The sequence below is a fragment of the Wukongibacter baidiensis genome, assembly GCF_050888315.1.
Classification (GTDB): domain Bacteria; phylum Bacillota; class Clostridia; order Peptostreptococcales; family Caminicellaceae; genus Wukongibacter; species Wukongibacter baidiensis.
This window is the reverse complement of the sequence record NZ_CP138202.1, coordinates 3,518,826-3,537,026: the sequence shown is the minus strand read 5'-3', so window position 1 is coordinate 3,537,026 and position 18,201 is coordinate 3,518,826. Positions and strand designations below refer to the sequence as shown.

The 18,201-nt window shown below is 32.7% G+C and carries 19 protein-coding genes; 15 read left to right on the top strand and 4 right to left on the bottom strand.

Features of this window, described 5'->3' with window-relative positions; genetic code table 11:
* Window positions 1-34: 34 nt before the first annotated feature.
* The 4 genes from R9X47_RS15900 to R9X47_RS15885 form a co-directional block, all read right to left on the bottom strand.
* Complete coding sequence (locus tag R9X47_RS15900; protein ID WP_432662038.1) at window positions 35-2,002, bottom strand: methyl-accepting chemotaxis protein; 1,968 nt, start codon at window positions 2,000-2,002, stop codon at window positions 35-37.
* 468 nt (window positions 2,003-2,470) lie between these two features.
* Window positions 2,471-3,949 (bottom strand): hypothetical protein, encoded by a 1,479-nt coding sequence (locus R9X47_RS15895; RefSeq protein WP_432662037.1) that lies wholly within the window; start codon window positions 3,947-3,949, stop codon window positions 2,471-2,473.
* A gap of 19 nt (window positions 3,950-3,968) precedes the next feature.
* Window positions 3,969-4,247: a hypothetical protein gene (locus R9X47_RS15890; RefSeq protein ID WP_432662036.1), complete on the bottom strand. Its 279-nt coding sequence runs from the start codon at window positions 4,245-4,247 to the stop codon at window positions 3,969-3,971.
* Complete coding sequence (locus tag R9X47_RS15885) at window positions 4,240-4,779, bottom strand: RNA polymerase sigma factor (protein WP_432662035.1); 540 nt, start codon at window positions 4,777-4,779, stop codon at window positions 4,240-4,242. Before R9X47_RS15885 ends, R9X47_RS15890 begins: the two co-directional genes overlap by 8 nt.
* A 333-nt stretch (window positions 4,780-5,112) precedes the next feature.
* Between R9X47_RS15885 and R9X47_RS15880 the strand changes: the two genes are divergently transcribed.
* The 15 genes from R9X47_RS15880 to R9X47_RS15810 all read left to right on the top strand — a co-directional run bounded on the left by R9X47_RS15880 (window position 5,113) and on the right by R9X47_RS15810 (window position 17,826).
* A complete protein-coding gene (locus R9X47_RS15880) occupies window positions 5,113-6,240 on the top strand; it encodes a DUF5711 family protein (RefSeq protein WP_432662034.1) in 1,128 nt (375 codons plus the stop codon).
* Between the two features lie 106 nt (window positions 6,241-6,346).
* Window positions 6,347-7,063 carry a CvpA family protein gene (locus R9X47_RS15875; protein ID WP_432667643.1) on the top strand — a complete coding sequence of 239 codons (717 nt, stop codon included), beginning with the start codon at window positions 6,347-6,349 and terminating at the stop codon, window positions 7,061-7,063.
* 253 nt (window positions 7,064-7,316) lie between these two features.
* Window positions 7,317-7,907 (top strand): sulfurtransferase-like selenium metabolism protein YedF, encoded by a 591-nt coding sequence (gene yedF, locus R9X47_RS15870; RefSeq protein ID WP_432662033.1) that lies wholly within the window; start codon window positions 7,317-7,319, stop codon window positions 7,905-7,907.
* 18 nt (window positions 7,908-7,925) lie between these two features.
* A complete protein-coding gene (locus R9X47_RS15865; protein ID WP_432662032.1) occupies window positions 7,926-8,201 on the top strand; it encodes a DUF3343 domain-containing protein in 276 nt (91 codons plus the stop codon).
* Window positions 8,202-8,204: 3 nt separating this feature from the next.
* A complete protein-coding gene (locus tag R9X47_RS15860) occupies window positions 8,205-9,101 on the top strand; it encodes a mechanosensitive ion channel family protein (RefSeq protein ID WP_432662031.1) in 897 nt (298 codons plus the stop codon).
* A 174-nt stretch (window positions 9,102-9,275) separates the two neighbouring features.
* On the top strand, window positions 9,276-9,467 hold the full coding sequence (locus R9X47_RS15855) for a DUF951 domain-containing protein (RefSeq protein WP_432662030.1): 192 nt from the start codon (window positions 9,276-9,278) through the stop codon (window positions 9,465-9,467).
* 183 nt (window positions 9,468-9,650) lie between these two features.
* A complete protein-coding gene (locus R9X47_RS15850; RefSeq protein ID WP_432662029.1) occupies window positions 9,651-10,841 on the top strand; it encodes a PLP-dependent aminotransferase family protein in 1,191 nt (396 codons plus the stop codon).
* A gap of 167 nt (window positions 10,842-11,008) precedes the next feature.
* Window positions 11,009-11,296: a 30S ribosomal protein S6 gene (gene rpsF, locus R9X47_RS15845; RefSeq protein ID WP_432662028.1), complete on the top strand. Its 288-nt coding sequence runs from the start codon at window positions 11,009-11,011 to the stop codon at window positions 11,294-11,296.
* Between the two features lie 25 nt (window positions 11,297-11,321).
* The gene (locus R9X47_RS15840; RefSeq protein WP_432662027.1) at window positions 11,322-11,738 is read left to right on the top strand and encodes a single-stranded DNA-binding protein; all 417 of its coding nucleotides are present in this window, start codon (window positions 11,322-11,324) and stop codon (window positions 11,736-11,738) included.
* 18 nt (window positions 11,739-11,756) lie between these two features.
* Window positions 11,757-11,981: a 30S ribosomal protein S18 gene (gene rpsR, locus R9X47_RS15835; RefSeq protein ID WP_432662026.1), complete on the top strand. Its 225-nt coding sequence runs from the start codon at window positions 11,757-11,759 to the stop codon at window positions 11,979-11,981.
* Between the two features lie 168 nt (window positions 11,982-12,149).
* A complete protein-coding gene (locus R9X47_RS15830; protein WP_432662025.1) occupies window positions 12,150-12,479 on the top strand; it encodes a MazG-like family protein in 330 nt (109 codons plus the stop codon).
* A gap of 242 nt (window positions 12,480-12,721) precedes the next feature.
* Complete coding sequence (locus R9X47_RS15825) at window positions 12,722-13,669, top strand: YybS family protein (protein ID WP_432662024.1); 948 nt, start codon at window positions 12,722-12,724, stop codon at window positions 13,667-13,669.
* 15 nt (window positions 13,670-13,684) lie between these two features.
* Window positions 13,685-15,679, top strand: coding sequence for a DHH family phosphoesterase (locus tag R9X47_RS15820; protein WP_432662023.1), 1,995 nt, complete (start codon window positions 13,685-13,687; stop codon window positions 15,677-15,679).
* On the top strand, window positions 15,679-16,125 hold the full coding sequence (rplI, locus tag R9X47_RS15815; protein ID WP_432662022.1) for a 50S ribosomal protein L9: 447 nt from the start codon (window positions 15,679-15,681) through the stop codon (window positions 16,123-16,125). The genes R9X47_RS15820 and rplI overlap by 1 nt, the downstream gene beginning before the upstream one ends.
* 360 nt (window positions 16,126-16,485) lie before the next feature.
* A complete protein-coding gene (locus R9X47_RS15810; RefSeq protein ID WP_432662021.1) occupies window positions 16,486-17,826 on the top strand; it encodes a sigma-54-dependent transcriptional regulator in 1,341 nt (446 codons plus the stop codon).
* Window positions 17,827-18,201: the final 375 nt, after the last annotated feature.

The following is an 18,201-nucleotide window of genomic DNA, read 5'->3' as shown; positions in this document are numbered from 1 at the left end:
ATCCCCGTTAGATATTAAGAAAGATTTTGTATTCCTAAATCTCAAACTTTTCTATTGCTTTTTGAAGCTCACTTGACACCTGTGCAAGCAGCTGTGCCGATGATAAAATCTGCTCAATTGCTGCAGTTTGCTCATGGGTTGATGCCGCTACTTCCTCTGTGCTAGCAGCATTTTCCTCAGTTATACTTGCAATATTCTCTACATGCTCTCCTACGATACTAGATTTTGCATTTAATCCATCGCAGGCTGTAACCACTTTCCGTATATTATCTGATACAGCTTTAACCGCCTTCATTATGTCATTAAAGGCAAGGGCCGTTTTTTCAGCGGCCTTTTCTTGTTCATGGGAGATTGTTTTTGTTTTGCCCATTTCAGCTACTACATTGTCTACACTGCCTTGAATTTCCTTAATGAGCTGTGCAATATCTTGAGTAGCTCTGCCCGATCCGTCGGCTAGCTTTTTTACTTCTTCAGCAACAACTGCAAAACCTTTACCCTGTTCTCCAGCTCTTGCGGCTTCAATGGCTGCATTTAAGGCAAGGAGGTTTGTTTGATCAGCTATATCTCCTATTAACTGTGATATTTCACCTATTTCTTTTGATTTTACCGATAAGAGAGTGACTTCATTAGAAACATTCTTAGTGGCATTCTTATTCTCTAACATCTTACTCTTTTGATATTCAATTGCACTAATACCTTCGTCTACAGTTTTTGTAGCCATAAGAGTAAGTTCTTCTGAATCGTTGGCGTTATCCAATATTTGAGATACACCGGATACTAGTTCTTCTACTAAAAAGCTTGTTTGCTGTGTAGATTGCGCCTGTTCAGTAGCCCCTCTTGCAAGCTCAGATATAGTATCTGCTACTTGTTCAGAAACCTTACCGGCCTCTCTAGTCGATATCCTCATTTGTTCTGATGTAGATGCAACCGTTGTACTTGTATCCCTCATATTAGAGATTAGGTCATGCATACTTTTAACCATGCTATTGAAATTGCCTGCAAGTACACCTATCTCATCTTTACTTCTTATATCAACCTTAGCTGTGAGGTTACCCTGAGCAACAGTCTTCGTCATAAGAGCCATCTGGGTTACTGGCTTAATAGTTTTGTCTATTAATATGAATATTATTATGCCAATTAGAATTATAGTTATCAGTCCGATAAACAATATAGCTATCTTAAGGTCAGAAACCGTTTTTGTCACTTCATTATAGTGGGCTGTCATGGCAATGGACCATCCAGTAAGCTCTATGGGCTCGTAGGAAATAATACTGTCGGCATCTTCCAGTTCCAAGCGTTCTATGTTAGCCTCTCCATTAATCATTTTCTCGGTTATATGTACAAGATCTTGATTATCATTATTTAAAAAGTTTTCCTCTAAAATATACTCAGCCTTAGGATGGGCCATCACTAATCCCGTTTTATCGATCATATAGGCATGTCCTGTATCTCCAAGCTTTTCAGCATTAACCATTTCTGTTATAGCTGATAGGTTCACAGTTCCGCCAACGACACCTACAATGCTATTTTTTTCATCCCTAATAGGAGCTGCTATTACGATTACGGGATTGTCATTGGATTTTGATATAACTGGATTTGATACAATCACATCTCCCTTTTTTGCCTTGTAGAAATAATACCTATCCATAACATTACCTCTTCTACCGTTGGTCGACTTTAAATTGCCTCCGTTGTCACAGACAAATATATCATTGAAGTCTCCAAATATATCTTTATTCCGAGAAAAATATTTCTCTACACCTTTAATATTGAGCTCTCTTACAACATTTATAGAGGATAAAAGTTGAATGTTTGATTTCCATTTTTCTACCTTATCATTAGTACTAATTGCGAGCTTATTGACTTTGCTCTGGGCTAGTTCTTCTATATCTTTGACTATGACCTTACTTGCCTTCAAATAAGCAATTCCTGAGATTGCGAGAATTCCTATTATTGCACATACTAATACGGGCACTATGATTTTGCGCTTTAAACTTTTCAATATTAATGACCTCCTCGAATAATATAGATTAAAATATACGTAGCTAAAAAACTTTACGAAAGAAATTTTAAAGTTTGATAGAGATACATTAGCCAAGTATTTCCATATCATCTAAGCAACTTTATACAACAAATTTCGACAAAACCATCTGATGTTTTTAGTGTAAAAGTAAAATTTAACGAAAAGTTAATAAAAAACACCCTATAAAAATCCTCGGAATTGAACTTTTGATACGCATAATGGAAACTATATATACCAATAAGTCAATAGGCGTATAACTTATTATTAGGTATAAAAAAAGGCTGTCTCATAAAGGTTTCTTATGAGCTCAGCCCGAGGATGTTTCAGAATGAGTGAAGTTCAAGGTTTTGAAATTCAGGCGGTTTGGCTAGTGCTGATGTACGTGCCAAGTCGGTGAACATTTCAAATAACGCAGAAATTCGCCATTATGAGACATCCTAAGAAATCCTAGTTAGGAATTTCCGTAGTCTCAGTACTTTGTTTTGCTATACGACGATTATAAACATATACAGTTATAGAGATAATAACCAAAGAAACTATTGTGAAAAATAATCTATTAGATAATATCTCTGGCCTCCATAGAATATAATTTTCATAATCCCCTAGAGAATTGAATCTAACCATAAATCTATTAAAGCCATAATCTCCTCCGAGAGTTCCCATCGATGAGAACCATAATATAGCTTGAATAACAATAGTAGGTAAGGCTCTATCTAAAATGGTGAATATCAATATAGAAATAGCTACAGTAAATAACACTGTTGGAGCTATCCATGTCAATGTATACTTATAAAAGGCCCCAATATCTACTAAGTAATTATAATGTCTGCTTATACTATAAAATACGTAGGTCGAGTGGGTTGCCAACAAAAGGTAACCTGCAAATAGACATATACAGATTGCACTATACCTAGACAATATATAGGTAATAGGTGAAAGTTCTCTATTGTGAATCAGATCTATAACCTTCCGTTTTTTATCCCTTAAAAATGTGGCAATTACGATAAAGACTGGATACAGACCTGCGCTTATGCCTAGATAGTCGGAAAATAATCTTCCATAGGCATTAGTTAATTTATCCTTAGATAGGATTTCATTAAATTCCTCTAGGGCATCATTATAGGATTTATTTTGTGAGTATAATAGATGCCTATATTGTTTTGAAAATACAGTTGTATCCTTTAACTCTCCATCGAGTTCATCGAGTATTTTCTCATATTCACTATAGCTAACGGGATCTATAAGGTTACGGTTTTCGTCCATTCCCTTTGGACTTATTTTTTCCATAGCACTTTGTATAGAAGAGCTTTGAGAAGGAGAGAGCTTCTTATAGGAATTTAATGTGGAACTGTGTTTTAGATATTCATTCATTGTGACAATGGTACTCATCTCCATGTAGCCAGCTTTAATTTTTTCATCAGGGGTATTGATGGATTTATAACCATATAATACATCCCAAAACATACTATTCCTATGTTTTTTGCTATAAACAGTATTGCCACCAAGGCTCTTATCCAATTTCTCTATGAGCTTTTCAAATTCATCGTAGGAAATTAGAGTTTGAGGATATTTCTCACTATCCAGTTCATCTCCATATATACTATTCTTTATTCGAATCATAAATTCTTTCTGATCTTTACTAAGAACATTCCAGTTTTTCATCCCAAAGGTGTATTTTACAAAAATATTATTTTCTAGATTATAGTTCATCCTATAAAAGGCAAGGTTCATTTCGTTCGATTCATTAACTAAAACCCCTTTGCCCATAGTGTACTTTAAGTTGCTGGCAACTGGCTTTAGAGGATCATGGGCCGTTGGAGGATTAAATTGAGTTATATAATAAAGGGTAATTATAATCAAGAACATATAGAATGTAATACTCTTTAATTGACTCTTAATTTCAGAGTACATCAGTTTTATAAACATATCTGCACCTCTTTTCACTTTAATTAAAATTATATTCATAATAGAGAGTAAAGCTCATCATATATATACATATTGCAGCAATAGACAGATTTTCATCGAGTATGTTAGATACTAATATTGTTGTTGCTGTTAATGTGATTAAACCTAAGCTAAATGCAAGCAGGCTTTTAAGCTTTTTCTTCCTCATCATTAATAGATCAATTTTCTTTTTTTCCTCTTTTTTTAAATACTCAAAATATCTAGCCTTTTTCCATACCTCATCTATAAAGTTTTTTTCATTATTATTAGGATTAGACATTGAGATAGCCCTCCTTTTCTATCAAGGATTTCAACTTCCTTCTAGCTCTATAGATCAATATCTTTATAGTAGCCATGTTTTTACCCATAATTTTTGCCGCTTCATTATAACTGAAGCCTTCGTAGTCTATAAGATGAATAACTGCTTTATAGTCGGATTTCAATTTATCAATGTTTCTATTAAGGCAGCTTGCCCTGTCCATTTTTATTATTGTTTCTTCTACATCTTCTTTACTAGTAACTATGCTATCGTCATATAGAGTAAGCTCCTTCTTCTTTCTTAGATAATCTATACTTCGATTTCTTATTATGGTGAAAAGGTATGTCTTAAAGGAAAACCTACTGTTGTAACGGTCTCTATAGACATAAATGTAGGCAAAGGCATCCTGGGCTATGTCTTCGGCAATAAATGCATCGTGAATAAACTTCTGAGCAAAGCTGATGGCTTGACACCTATATTGAGTTATTAATCTCTCAAAGGCTTCTTTGTCACCGCTTTGAAACCTTTCCATTAAAGATTTATCGTTATCCACGTCTAAGTACTCCTTTTGAATCTTCATAGAAGACTCTGTTCTTTAATATTAATTCCTCGGCTACATGCCTTATTATATTTATACTATTCAAGGTTGATTACCTCCCTTTTTCTGAAAATCATAATAGATTAATTCTTTCCATTACCCCCTTCATTACTTATTCGTATGACTAACAAAAAAGTTACACAAATTAAGAAAATTATTAGATTTAATCCGGACTTAAGGATTACTAAGGAATTCCAGGCTATGGTGACCATTGAACGTCGTCAGATGTCATTGTTCTATGTTATAATAAAGTCGGATGTAAACTGTGTTTTTTAAGGAGTGAAAGCCTTGGCTAAAAAAAGAAAAAAGCGTAATAAAATTAGGTTTCTAATTTTTTTATTAACAATAATTGGACTGACATTTGGACTCATAAAGCTTGGGGCAGGATTAAAGGACATGCTTGGTAATAAAAGTATTAACTTAAAAAGAACAGGGATTATTGAATATGCAAAGAGAAAGCAAGATGATAAGAAAGTTAATATAGAGATAAGTAATGAGCATATTATTAAGTTTGAGAAAAATAAACTAAGTACGTATAACCAAAAGGGAGATAAGGTATGGGAGAAAGAATTAAGCCTTGATGAAGCCGTTATAAGAGGAAATGGAAATATAATAGTAGCAGCTGGAGCTTTAAGAGGTGAAATTTATTTTATAGATTATGAAGGAAGTATAAAGGTAGAAAAGAGTATAGATAAGAAGATACTAGATATAAATATTAATAATGATGGATACGTTTTCGTCATGCTTGAAACAGAAATCTATGTTTTTGATCCAGCAGGAGAAATAATTTCAAACTTTGTAATTCCAAAGGGAACAGTCTTTGATGGAGATTTATCCAGAGACAGTAGTAAGATAGCCCTTACAATATTAGCTGTTGAAGAGAACAAATTCTACAGTAATATTATTTTCTATTCTCTTGATGGAAAGGTTCTAGCAGGAAAAAAATATGACAATGATGTTATTTATAAGATATTACTCACCGACGATAATACGCTATTGGTTTTAGGAAGTAATAAAATACTGAAGATAGCTGAGGATGGAAATGTTTTGTGGGAAAAAAGACTTGATGGAACTTTAAATAAGGGAATTCTTACGGACAAAGGAGTACTTGTATTAAATATAGTAAGTAAAAAAAATACCATAATAGATACTAAAAGTAGAAACACTATTAGACAACTGGACCTAGCTGGTAATGTTATTAAGGATACTCCAGTTGCAGGAGAAGTGCTGGGATTAGATGTTGTTGATGATAAGATAGCAACTTTTACTGATAGAACAATATATATATTTGGGAAAAATGGAGACATGCTTTTGGAAAAGAAGATTAATAAAGATATCAAGGATATAAAGTGGATATCTAGAAGAAATCTTCTGGTTAAATTTAAAGATAGATTAGAGATAATGACTTTAAATTAACCCGCCTAGGTAGTTGCCAAAGTGTGGAGTGATAATATTTCCTAAGTATTACAAAATGCGAATGTATAATTTACTAGGTCAGATAGGGGTGAAACCAGTGAATTGGATGGATATATGCGTCATTATTATTATTACAATAAATGGTATAAGGGGATTAGGGGCAGGTCTAGTTCTATCACTTTTCAATATAGCAAGCTATATAGTAGCCGGTATTGTGGCAAAGCTATATTATCCCTATTTATCAAAATTTGTTATAGAGAATACAAATTGGGCTTTCAAAGTACAAGAGTTTGTACTAAAAAATATGAAGTTTAAGTCAGCAGATGCTATACAGGCTCAAGGTGGGGGATATGAAAGTATTTTTGAAGTGATGAATTTACCAAAGGCCTTGGAAACGGTATTCTTACAAAGTAATTTTTTTACAGAGTATAGTGATGGTGTTTTGAACAATATTAATATATATATATCACAGATGGTAGCAAAGATAGTAATAGATTTGTTGTGTATAATAATAATTTTCTTCATAGCAAAGCTTATACTTAGTATCCTATGCAGTATTTTAAACAGCATAACGGAGCTTCCGATTATTAAACAGTTTAATAGGCTTGGAGGGCTTATATTTGGGGCTTTAAAGGGGATAATTATTATATACATATTTACAGCTGTTATGGTTCCAATCGCCTCTATTTTTCCAAACAGTAGTTTAGTAAATTCTTTAGAGGCCTCAAAGATTGCAAGGGTCTTCTATGATTACAATATTCTGTTATTTATGCTTAAGAACATGATAAGCTATGGCGGTAGTAAAATGATTGGAAATTTTTAATCTGGATTATTCATGATAAGTTACGAAAAATCTATTACATTCTGAAAATTTGTCATCCTTAGAAACACAGGATGTCAAATCTCTAGAATGTGAGACCTTTATTGTATTATATATAGATAAATTTTATATGAAAGCAGTTATGTATTGATAAATCTTATAGAAGTATTTTAAAAATAGAGCCTTCAAAAACCAATTTAGGTATTATAATAGTGATAGAAGATAAACAATAACCTCAAAAAAGGAGGAGCACAATATGAGATTAGAAGTAGATGCAAGAGGAATGCAGTGTCCGATGCCTGTAATTGAAACTAAGAAGGCAATAGAGAAGGTAAATGAAGGTACTATAACAACAATAGTTGATAATCAAATAGCGAAGGAAAATGTGTCTAAGCTAGCTAAGAGTTTAAGTTATAATGTAAATATTGAAGAAGTAAATGGAGACTACCATGTAAGTATTTATAAAGGAATTTTAGAAAATGACTTTATGCCAGCACAGAGGCCTACAACTAGAGATTTAGTAATTCTACTAGGTAAGGATTCTATGGGAGAAGGATCTGAGGAACTAGGGAAGGTTCTTATTAAAGGTTACTTTTATGCATTAACTGAGTCAAAGCCATTTCCAAAGGCCATATTATTTATAAACAGTGGGGTTAGACTTACTACAGAGGGCTCAGAGGTTATTGAGCATATAAGGAAGCTTGAAAGCGAAGGTGTGGAGATTCTTTCCTGTGGTACATGCCTTGATTACTTTAACCTTAAGGATAAATTAATTGTGGGCGGAGTTAGCAATATGTATACTATAGTAGAAAAAATGAATGAAGCAAAAAATACTATTAGATTATAAAAGGAGCGAGCAGTTAGATTGAGAAAAGAATTTTATGTAATAGCTTTTGAATCTACCCATTATGCAATAATGGCTGAGAAAAAACTAAAGGGAAAGTTTAACATCCAAACGATTCCTACCCCAAGGGAGATTACTGCAAGCTGTGGATTGTCAATAATGTTTGGTGGAGAAATCTTACAGGATATTAAAGAAGAGCTTATTAGTCAAAAATTAGAAAGTGATAAGCTCGATATGTATAAAATAATTAGAAACGATGATGGGAAAAGGGCTGAAAAGATAAGTTGGAGGCAATAGTTTATGAATACGAAAGAGGCATTATCAGACTCTGTTATGAGTATTAAGGAAATGATGACAGGATACTTAGATCCTGAAAAGCTTTATAAGTTCTTGGAAAAAGGAATTAGAATCATACTAATATTAGTTATTGCAAGAATTGCCATAGCTATTACAAATACCTTAATAGAGAAATTTATCGATAGTAAAGATGTGTTTAAGCTTAAAATCGATGACAATAGGATGAGTACAGCAAAGGGAATATTGAAAAGTATATCAAGATATACAATCTACTTTATTGCAATCACTCCAATCCTTGCAGAAGTAAATATAGACATAAAGGGGCTAGTTGCAGCTGCTGGAATAGGTGGTCTTGCCATAGGTTTTGGGGCTCAAAACCTTGTTCGTGATATAATAACGGGCTTCTTTATACTATTTGAAGATCAATTTACAGTAGGAGACTATATTGAAATAGATGGAAAGACCGGTGTTGTAGAAGAGATGGCACTTAGAATCACAAAAATAAGGGATTTTAGTGGAGACCTTCATATAATACCGAATGGCGTCATTTCCAAAGTAACAAATAGATGTAGAGGAAATATGAGGGCAAAGGTAGATATGAGTATCGCCTATGAAGAGAATATAGAAAGGGCCATCGAGGTCTTAAATAAAGCAAGTGAAGAGATAAAAAAAGAAAGCGACGATATTATAGAAGGTCCTTTAGTACTTGGTGTTACGAACTTTGGAGAATCCGATGTTGTGATTACAACAATAGCTAAGGTAAAACCAATGGCTCAATGGGGCGTTGAGAGAATAATGAGAAAGAAATATAAGGAGATATTTGATAAGGAAGGAATAGAAATTCCTTATCCAAAGAGAGTAATATATAATCAGACTATAGATAATAATAGTGACATATAATATTATAGGTATTGACACTTTTGTTGTTTATAATTATAATTGTTTATTAATAATTATTGAATTTTAAGGACGAAAAAAATATAAACTGCTTTTTAATATAATTAGTTGTATAAGCAAAGTCAATCTTGATAATTTTCAGAGTGACTTTGTTTTTAATATCAGGAGGGTTTAGTTATGGCGATGGATCTAAGAGTTGGAGATATAATTGAGACGAGAAAGCAGCATCCTTGTGGGAATAACAAATTTGAGATCGTGAGAACTGGAATGGATTTTAGAATTAAATGTATAAAATGTGAAAAACAGATTTGGATACCACGGGTAAAACTTGAAAAGAGAATAAAGAAGGTTGAGAGAGAGGAAGAATAGGAAGAGAATACAAAGACTAAATTTGGAATTTTCAGCAAATGCTGAATATTGTTGTGAAAAAATTTGAATATTTACAAAAAAATTTGCAATTATTATGCAAATATAATGAGAAAAATGTTATAATGTATTTAGTCGGGCAAACCTTTTCCTAATATTTAATATATTTTGGAGGTGCTTTTTACAATGGCATTAAAGTATTCAAGTCGTATGGATAAAACAAAGGCTTCAGAGATTCGTGAACTATTAAAGCTTACTATTAGACCGGAAGTTATATCCTTTGCAGGTGGATTACCAGCGCCGGAATTATTTCCTGTAGAAGAAATGAAAAAGGTGTCTCAAAAGGTTCTAGAAGAGAATGGAAGAGAGGCTCTTCAGTACAGTCCTACAGAAGGGTTTCCACCACTTAGAGAAAAGATAGCTAAGAGAATGGAATTTGTAGGAGTTAATACAGAGGCGGACAATATTCTAATAACAAATGGTTCTCAACAGGGACTTGATTTTAGTGGAAAAATATTTTTAAACCCAGATGACGTTGTAATTGTTGAAAGTCCAAGCTACTTAGGAGCTATAAATGCATTTAAAGCATATGAATGTAAATTTCTTGAAATACCTACCGATGATGATGGTATGATTATGGAGGAGCTAGAAAAGGCCCTTGAGATCACAGAAAATGTTAAGATGATATATGTTATACCTGATTTCCAAAACCCATCGGGAAGAACATGGTCATTAGAAAGACGCGAAAGACTTATTGAGATAGCAAATAAATATGACCTGCCTGTAGTAGAAGACAATCCCTATGGAGAATTGAGATTTGAAGGAGAAAGATTACCTTCAATTAAATCGATGGACAAAGATGGAAGAGTAATATTCCTAGGAACTTTCTCGAAAACTTTCTGTCCAGGGCTTAGAATAGGCTGGGTATGTGCAAGTGATGAAGTACTAAATAAGTACATTTTAATAAAGCAAGGTGCGGATCTACAAAGTAATTCTATGTCACAAAGAGAGCTTAATGCATTCTTAGAAGATTATGATTTAGATAAGCACATAGAAAAGATCAAAGAATTATATAAAGGTCGTCGTGACCTTATGCTTGAAACAATGAAAGAACACTTCCCAGAGGAAGTTAAGTACACTCACCCAGAAGGTGGTTTATTTACTTGGGCGGTATTACCTGAGCACATCAACGCAAGGGAGCTTATGACAAAGGCCCTTGAAAGAAATGTAGCCTTTGTACCGGGCGGTTCCTTCTTTCCTAATGGTGGTAATGAAAATACAATGCGTATAAATTACTCAAATATGCCAGAGGAGAGAATCGTTGAGGGTATTAAAATACTAGGCGAAGTTATTAGAGAAGCATTGAATGAAAAATAATATAGAAAACCAAAGCTGTGCCTTAGGGTACAGCTTTTATTTTCTCTTTGAAAAAGTTTTTGTTGAATAAAATTAAATAAAGTGATATAATCTAAAGTTGTGAATATGAATCATATTCTCTCTGCTCTGCTTGAGTAGGGCCAAAAGACCATAGGGAGGTGTAAACGATGAGAAAGTATGAAACTCTATACGTATTAAAGCCAGATCTTGAAGAAGAAAAAAGAGTTGCGTTAATTGAAAAATTCAAGACAATCATCGAAAAAGATGGTGAAATTGAAGAGGTTAATGAATGGGGAAACAAGAAATTAGCCTATGAAATTGACAAAATCAAAGAAGGTTACTACGTACTAGTTAATTTCAAAGCAAATACAGATTTGCCAAAGGAATTAGAGAGAAATTTCAGAATATCTGATGATGTTATTAGATATATCGTTGTTAACTTAGAAGAAAAATAAGAGTCCTTAAAAAGGTGGGATTTTAATGAATAATGTAGTTATGATTGGAAGGCTTACCCGTGATCCAGAGCTTCGTTTTACAGCGGGAAGCGGTAAAGCAGTAGCCACCTTTACTATAGCTGTGAATAGACAATTTTCGAAGAACAATGAGGCAGATTTTTTCAGAGTAGTTGTTTGGGGAAAATCAGGTGAAAACTGTGCCAATTACTTAGCAAAAGGTAGATTAGTTGGCATACAAGGACGAGTTCAAAATAATAATTATGAAACAAACACTGGAGAAAAAAGATATACGACTGAAATCGTTGCAGATAGAGTAGAATTCCTTGAATCAGGAAAAGGAAATAGAGCACAAAGTAATAATCAAAGCCCTGAATTTCCAGATTTTAATGACGGCGCTGATGGCTTCCAAGCCATAGAAGACGATGACGATGTCCCATTCTAGGACAAGGAGGGAAATGTAGTGAGAAGAGGAAGAAAAAGAAAAAAGATTTGTAGCTTTTGTGCAAACAAAGTTTCACAAATAGATTATAAAGATACAAAATTCTTACAAAAATATGTAACTGATAGAGCTAAGATTCTTCCAAGAAGAATAACTGGTAACTGTGCAAATCATCAAAGACAGTTAACTAGAGCTATCAAAAGAGCAAGAATCGTTGCATTATTACCATTCTCAGCTGGTGAATAAAATATAAGATATAAAAAGAAGCGAGTATTCGCTTCTTTTTTTGTAATAAATTGATAAAATTTTCAAAGAAGCTTTGTTTTAGGGTATAAACTAGTAAATATTATGAAATTAATATAAAATATACATATCCCGTTCATATTTGTTATAATGTAGTAGGGAGGGGATGTAATGTCCTTTGATAATAACGGTATAGATATCACAAAAAATATAAAAATAATAGAATGGCTGAAAAGTGAATTATTATCTTCTTTGGCATCCTTATTTGAAATTTTAGTTAAGGGTATAAAAGGCCGGCAAGAAGCTATTGCTGATATTCTCGCAAATATTATTTTAGTTACCTACGTACTAGGAAGAAGATTGGGGATAAGCTATACCAACTTAGATATGAAGATCCAGGATAAAATTAAGCTGGGTGTTTTAGAAGATCATAAGGTTGAAAGTTGGTTCGGAGATTTATCATCACTTAAAAAGCACATGGATAGAAATAGCAAGCGATAGAGCTAGAAAATAATAGGATTATTGTAATTTATACATAATTAAATTTTGCAATAGTTATTTATATAGTAATGTTACTTTAATTATTAAAACCCAGGGGCAACGACCACCTTCGGTTTGGTCAGATTTCTCTTCGAGAAATCACCTCAATAAATTTCACTGAAAAAATGTAGAAGCGGTCATTATTTCAGTAAAATTTATTTTAAGTTTTAAGGTACCATGACTATAATAGGGAGTGAATATGTTTGAGTACACGCAAGAAAACGAGTGCTATGGTTGAATCAGCTTTGATAACAGCAATAGCCGTTATATTTGCTTTAGCGGGCATATATATACCATTAGTAAATGTATTATTAATGTTCTTACCAGTTCCTTTTATTATAATAGGAGCTAAAAATGGATTTAAATACAGTATACTATCCCTTATAGTAGCAACCTTTATGATAGGGAGTTTTACTGATCCATTAAGGGCTATATTGTTCTTTGTTACAACTGGATTCGGAGCTATAACAATAGGATATATGATAAAGAAAAAGTATTCATTTAGCTTAACGATGTTCTTTGGCAGTATTGCTTCGATAATATCTGTAATAATATCCTTTGCATTAATGCCTAAGATTTTTGGGGCTGGGCCTATTGAGATGATAGAAAGCGTATTTGTTCAGTCAAGAGAAATGTATGAAGGTCTTATTGAAATGTCTAAAATGGATGCTGAACAAACAGAACAAATACTAAGTATGATTGATCAGATGAAAAATTTATATTTACTTATTTTTCCGTCTGCTATCATTATGTCATCGGTATTTTCTACATATATAAACTACCTTCTTTCAGGAGTTATTTTGAGAAGAATAGGTTTTACCATAGACAAACCAAAGAAGTTTGGACATTTTAGGTTGCCAACTAACTTTATGATGGGAGCATTAGTGATAGTAATATTAACATATTTGGCCAGTAGATTTGATATTGTAAATTCTGATGCATTAAATGCAAATATTATATATCTATTCCAAATTATTTTCATCATACATGGTTTGGCAGTTGCTAGCTTTTTAATAGAAAAAAAGGGTATTGGAACAGCTTTAAGAAGAACAATTTTAATATTTATTTTGTTTATTCCAATTGCGAATGGAGTTTTGTTATTTACGGGCCTATTTGATGTTATATTTAACATCAGAAAACTAGGAACCTAGGTTTGGAGTGTAATTATGAATAATAAAAGATTCCTTAAAATCTTAATTCCTGACACTAATATATACCTTTTTATTACGATTGCCTTCGTAACAGTTATTTTTTTCTATAACATATACTTAGGGTATGCAGGATTAGCTGTACTTGCATATCTAATTTACCACAATTGGAAATCCAATTATATACGTAGAGAAAAATGGAAGAAGTATATCGAAAATCTGTCATCGGAAATAGATTCAGTGGCAAGGTACTCCTTGCTCAACTTACCTATTCCTTTAACCATAATAGAATTTGATGGGAGCATATCATGGTACAATTCCAAATTTATTGAGATGATGGAAGAAAAGGATATTTTAGATAAGAACATTGAAGATATTATACCTACAATTGAACTGAATAAGCTATTAGAAGAAGATAGCGATAAGATAAGAGATGTAAAGGTAAAGGAAAGAATATTTAGTGTACGACATAATGTTGTTAAGCTTGATAATGACCACGATGAAAGATATATAATAATGCTTTATTGGATAGAAAATACCAATTTTTATAATTTAAAGACTAAATACAATAATGAAAAACCAAATGTGGCCTTTATACAGGTAGATAATTATGATGACGTACTTAAGGAAACCGATGAAGAATATAGACCGCTTGTTACTGCGGAAATACATAGGAGAATAAACCTTTGGGTATCTAGGATGAATGGACTGATAAAGAAATACCAAAAGGATAAATATATTGTTGTATTTGAAAATAAAAAACTTGATAATCTGGAAGCGAAAAGATTTACCATATTGGACGACATAAGAGAGATAGATTTAGGAAATAAAATTCCACCGACTTTGAGTATTGGGGTAGGAGTTAAAGGAAAAAACCTGAGCCGACTTGAGGAATTTGCCGAATCAGCTTTAGAGCTGGCATTAGGTAGAGGTGGAGATCAAGCCGTAGTTAGAAAAATAGACTCCTTCGAGTTCTATGGAGGAAAGACTAAGGCCGTAGAAAAAAGAAATAAGGTAAAAGCTAGAATTATTGCCCATGCTCTTAGACAGCTAATTGATCAGAGTAATAGAGTAATAATAATGGGACATAAGTCTCCAGATATGGACAGCTTTGGGGCTGCCATAGGAGTTTATAGGGCAGCAATGGATAGAGAGAAGGAAGCCTACATAGTTATAGATAAAATAAATGCAGCCACTCAAAATGTTTATGACAAGTTTAAGGATAAGGAAGAATATAGATTTATAAGCTGTGATGATGCCTTAGAGATATTTGGAGAAAAAGATCTTCTTGTAGTTGTTGACACCCATAGGCCAAGCATTACTGAATGCCCGCAGCTCATAGAGAATAGTGATAGAATTGTTTTAATAGATCATCATAGAAGAGGAACGGAGTTTATAGAGAATACAGTCTTAACCTATCTAGAACCCTATGCCTCGTCAACCTGCGAGTTGGTTACTGAAATACTTCAATACATGGATGAGAAGATAAATCTAGAAAAAATAGAAGCAGAAGCCATGCTAGGTGGAATAGCCGTAGATACAAAGAATTTTTCACTCAAGACGGGAGTAAGAACCTTTGAGGCTGCTTCATTACTTAGAAGAGCTGGAGCTGATACCATAGAAGTAAGGCAATTGTTTAAGGATGATATTACTACCTTTATAGCTAAGGCAAATGTAGTTAGAAATGCCGAGATAATTAAAGGCTGCATAGCTATATCAGTCTGTGATGAAAACATTAAAAGTCCTCAACTAGTAGTTGCACAAGGAGCAGATGAGCTTTTAAATATAAGAGGAATAAAGACATCCTTTGTAATTGGTATTAAAGATGATGGAACAGTCTTTATTAGTGGAAGATCATTGGGCAGTATAAATGTTCAAAGAATTCTAGAAAAACTAGGAGGCGGTGGACACCTTACAGTGGCAGGAGCACAGCTTAAGGATGTAACTACCTATGAAGCTAAGGATATGCTAATAAATGCAATTGAAGAATATTTAGAGGAAGGTGAGAAGTAATGAAGGTTATCTTATTAAAGGATATTAAAGGAACAGGTAAAAGAGGAGATATCATTAACGCCAGCGATGGTCATGCAAGAAACTATCTTATACCAAGGGGACTTGCAAAGGAAGCAACTTCTGGGAACGTTAACAATCTAAAGGCACAAAAAGCTTCTGAAAAGAAAAGACAAGATAAGGAGCTTGAGGAAGCTAAAGAATTAGCTGAAAGAATCTCTAAAATAACTCTTAAATTTACAAGCAAAGCAGGAGAAGGCGGCAAATTATTTGGATCTATAACATCTAAGGATATAGCTGCTAAGTTAAAAAAGGATCATAAAATAAATATAGATAAGAGAAAAATAGTTTTAGATAGTCCAATAAAGGAATTGGGATCAAGATTTGTAGATGTAAAGGTGTATCCTGAGATTTCAGGAAAAATGAAGGTAGAAGTTACAGTTCAATAATATAAAAACAAAACCAGCGGATCAAAAGAAAGTGTGCTGGTTTTTTTTATGTTAAATTCCTGTTAATTATATGAAAAATAGATGTTTTTCCAGTCATTTTGATGTAGTATAATAAGGAATAAAGTCGAAATATATCAAAAAATGAAGAAAAAAATAGAAAATCAATATTCTTAGTAATTTTGAAACTAATTTACTACATACACATTAGTGGTTATAATATATAATAAATGCCTTAATAAGATTAATCTCGAGGAAAAATCTGACCAAAACGAAGAGTCCATACTTCTGAGTTATTATTTCAAATAATATGGGTATGAAATAGAGTAGAGGATAGTAACTCTTTAGATGAGGGGGAAGTACATGAGCAAGGTTTTTATCGTCGATGACCATAAAGAAATCACCGACCTATTACAGAGGGTACTAAAAAAGGAAAATATAGAAGCTGATACTTTTTATGACGCTTATTCCGTTATTGAGGCTTTGAAGAAGGAATTGCCTGATGTTATTCTTTTAGATGTTCAAATGCCTAATATGGATGGAATTGAGATAATGAAAATTGTTAAGGAAATGCATCCCGAGATTAAGATCGTAATTATGACAGCCTATGCAGAACGATATAAATCTGAATTTTTTCTTCAAAATGGAGCAATAGATTTCATATCGAAACCATTTAAGCTTAAAGATATAAGAAAAGTAATATTTAGAGTATTAGATAGAGATAATTCTGTTGATAATAATCTAGAGACAGAGAGTGTAAAAATAGTTGGAGAAAGTCCTAGATTAAGGGACTGTACAGATAGGGCGTTAAAGCTTTCAAACAGTGATGCACCGATATTAATCACAGGAGAAAGTGGGACAGGTAAGGAATTGATAGTTGATTTCATCCACTATAATTCCATTAGAAAACATAATAAGCTTATTAAAATAAATTGTGCAGCTATCCCAGGAGAACTATTGGAAAGTGAGCTTTTTGGCTACGAAAAAGGAGCTTTTACAGGAGCAATGACCTTTAAGAGAGGAAAACTTGAGGAAGCTAGTGAAGGGACCTTATTTCTTGATGAAATAAGCGAGCTTGATGAAAAATTGCAGACTAAACTGTTAAGAGTTTTAGAATATAAAACCTTTGAGCGACTTGGGGGGAATAAGCAAATATTCTCTGATTTTAGACTTATATGTGCTTCTAATAAAGATATATCAGAGGAGGTCAAAAAAGGAAATTTTCGTGAAGACCTATTCTACAGAATTAATACCTTCAATATTTATTTACCCTCTTTAAGAGAAAGAAAAGAAGACATACCGATTCTAGTAGACCATTTTATTGAGCAGTTTAGAGAAGACTATGTAACCTGTGTAAAAAAACTGGATAGTGAGGCCATTGAAGCCTTAACTAGACATCGTTGGCCTGGGAATGTAAGGGAACTAAAAAATGTTATTCAAAGAATAATATCTATATCAAATAACGAAGAAATTAGCAAGGAAGATATTTCTTTTTACTTATCGCTGACCGATGGAAAAAATGACGATAATAGATATAAATCTAATCAAGATATGCTTAGCTTGGAAGAACTAGAGAAACAGCATATATTATATGTTATGAAGGAAGTCAGAGGTAATAAAGATAGAGCTATAGAGATTTTAGGTATAAGCAAGAAAACCCTATACAATAAAATTCGAAAATATAACATAGATATTGGAATCTAGATGTATAGAGATTCCAGTCAAAACTTTAATTTATACACATCAAAACTTCCCAGAAGCATCGGATATTTTGATATATACAAATTAAGATTTACTTGGAACTCTCTATAAAATAATGAAGTATTGAAAATTTTTTAAGGAAAATTTATTGTAATTTATATATATGAGGATGTAAAAAATACATATTTTATGTAGAAAAATGTAAAAATTACATACCAAAATAGCCTTTAGATAAAATTAAAATCTTTAAGGCTTTTTTTTATGTCCAATTTTATTATAGAAATTGCAATAGATGTTTTATATGACTATACTTCGAATAGCCTTGAAACATTGATTACTCAAAAAGAAACATATGTTTACTAAAAAACACATTCGATA

Excerpts from the sequence above, each read along its gene's own strand:
- R9X47_RS15895 (WP_432662037.1), bottom strand. The coding sequence starts at position 3,949 with ATGTTTATAAAACTGATGTACTCTGAAATTAAGAGTCAATTAAAGAGT.
- R9X47_RS15890 (WP_432662036.1), bottom strand. The coding sequence starts at position 4,247 with ATGTCTAATCCTAATAATAATGAAAAAAACTTTATAGATGAGGTATGG.
- R9X47_RS15875 (WP_432667643.1), top strand. The coding sequence starts at position 6,347 with ATGGATATATGCGTCATTATTATTATTACAATAAATGGTATAAGGGGA.
- yedF (WP_432662033.1), top strand. The coding sequence starts at position 7,317 with ATGAGATTAGAAGTAGATGCAAGAGGAATGCAGTGTCCGATGCCTGTA.
- R9X47_RS15860 (WP_432662031.1), top strand. The coding sequence starts at position 8,205 with ATGAATACGAAAGAGGCATTATCAGACTCTGTTATGAGTATTAAGGAA.
- R9X47_RS15855 (WP_432662030.1), top strand. The coding sequence starts at position 9,276 with ATGGCGATGGATCTAAGAGTTGGAGATATAATTGAGACGAGAAAGCAG.
- R9X47_RS15850 (WP_432662029.1), top strand. The coding sequence starts at position 9,651 with ATGGCATTAAAGTATTCAAGTCGTATGGATAAAACAAAGGCTTCAGAG.
- rpsF (WP_432662028.1), top strand. The coding sequence starts at position 11,009 with ATGAGAAAGTATGAAACTCTATACGTATTAAAGCCAGATCTTGAAGAA.
- R9X47_RS15840 (WP_432662027.1), top strand. The coding sequence starts at position 11,322 with ATGAATAATGTAGTTATGATTGGAAGGCTTACCCGTGATCCAGAGCTT.
- R9X47_RS15830 (WP_432662025.1), top strand. The coding sequence starts at position 12,150 with ATGTCCTTTGATAATAACGGTATAGATATCACAAAAAATATAAAAATA.
- R9X47_RS15820 (WP_432662023.1), top strand. The coding sequence starts at position 13,685 with ATGAATAATAAAAGATTCCTTAAAATCTTAATTCCTGACACTAATATA.
- rplI (WP_432662022.1), top strand. The coding sequence starts at position 15,679 with ATGAAGGTTATCTTATTAAAGGATATTAAAGGAACAGGTAAAAGAGGA.
- R9X47_RS15810 (WP_432662021.1), top strand. The coding sequence starts at position 16,486 with ATGAGCAAGGTTTTTATCGTCGATGACCATAAAGAAATCACCGACCTA.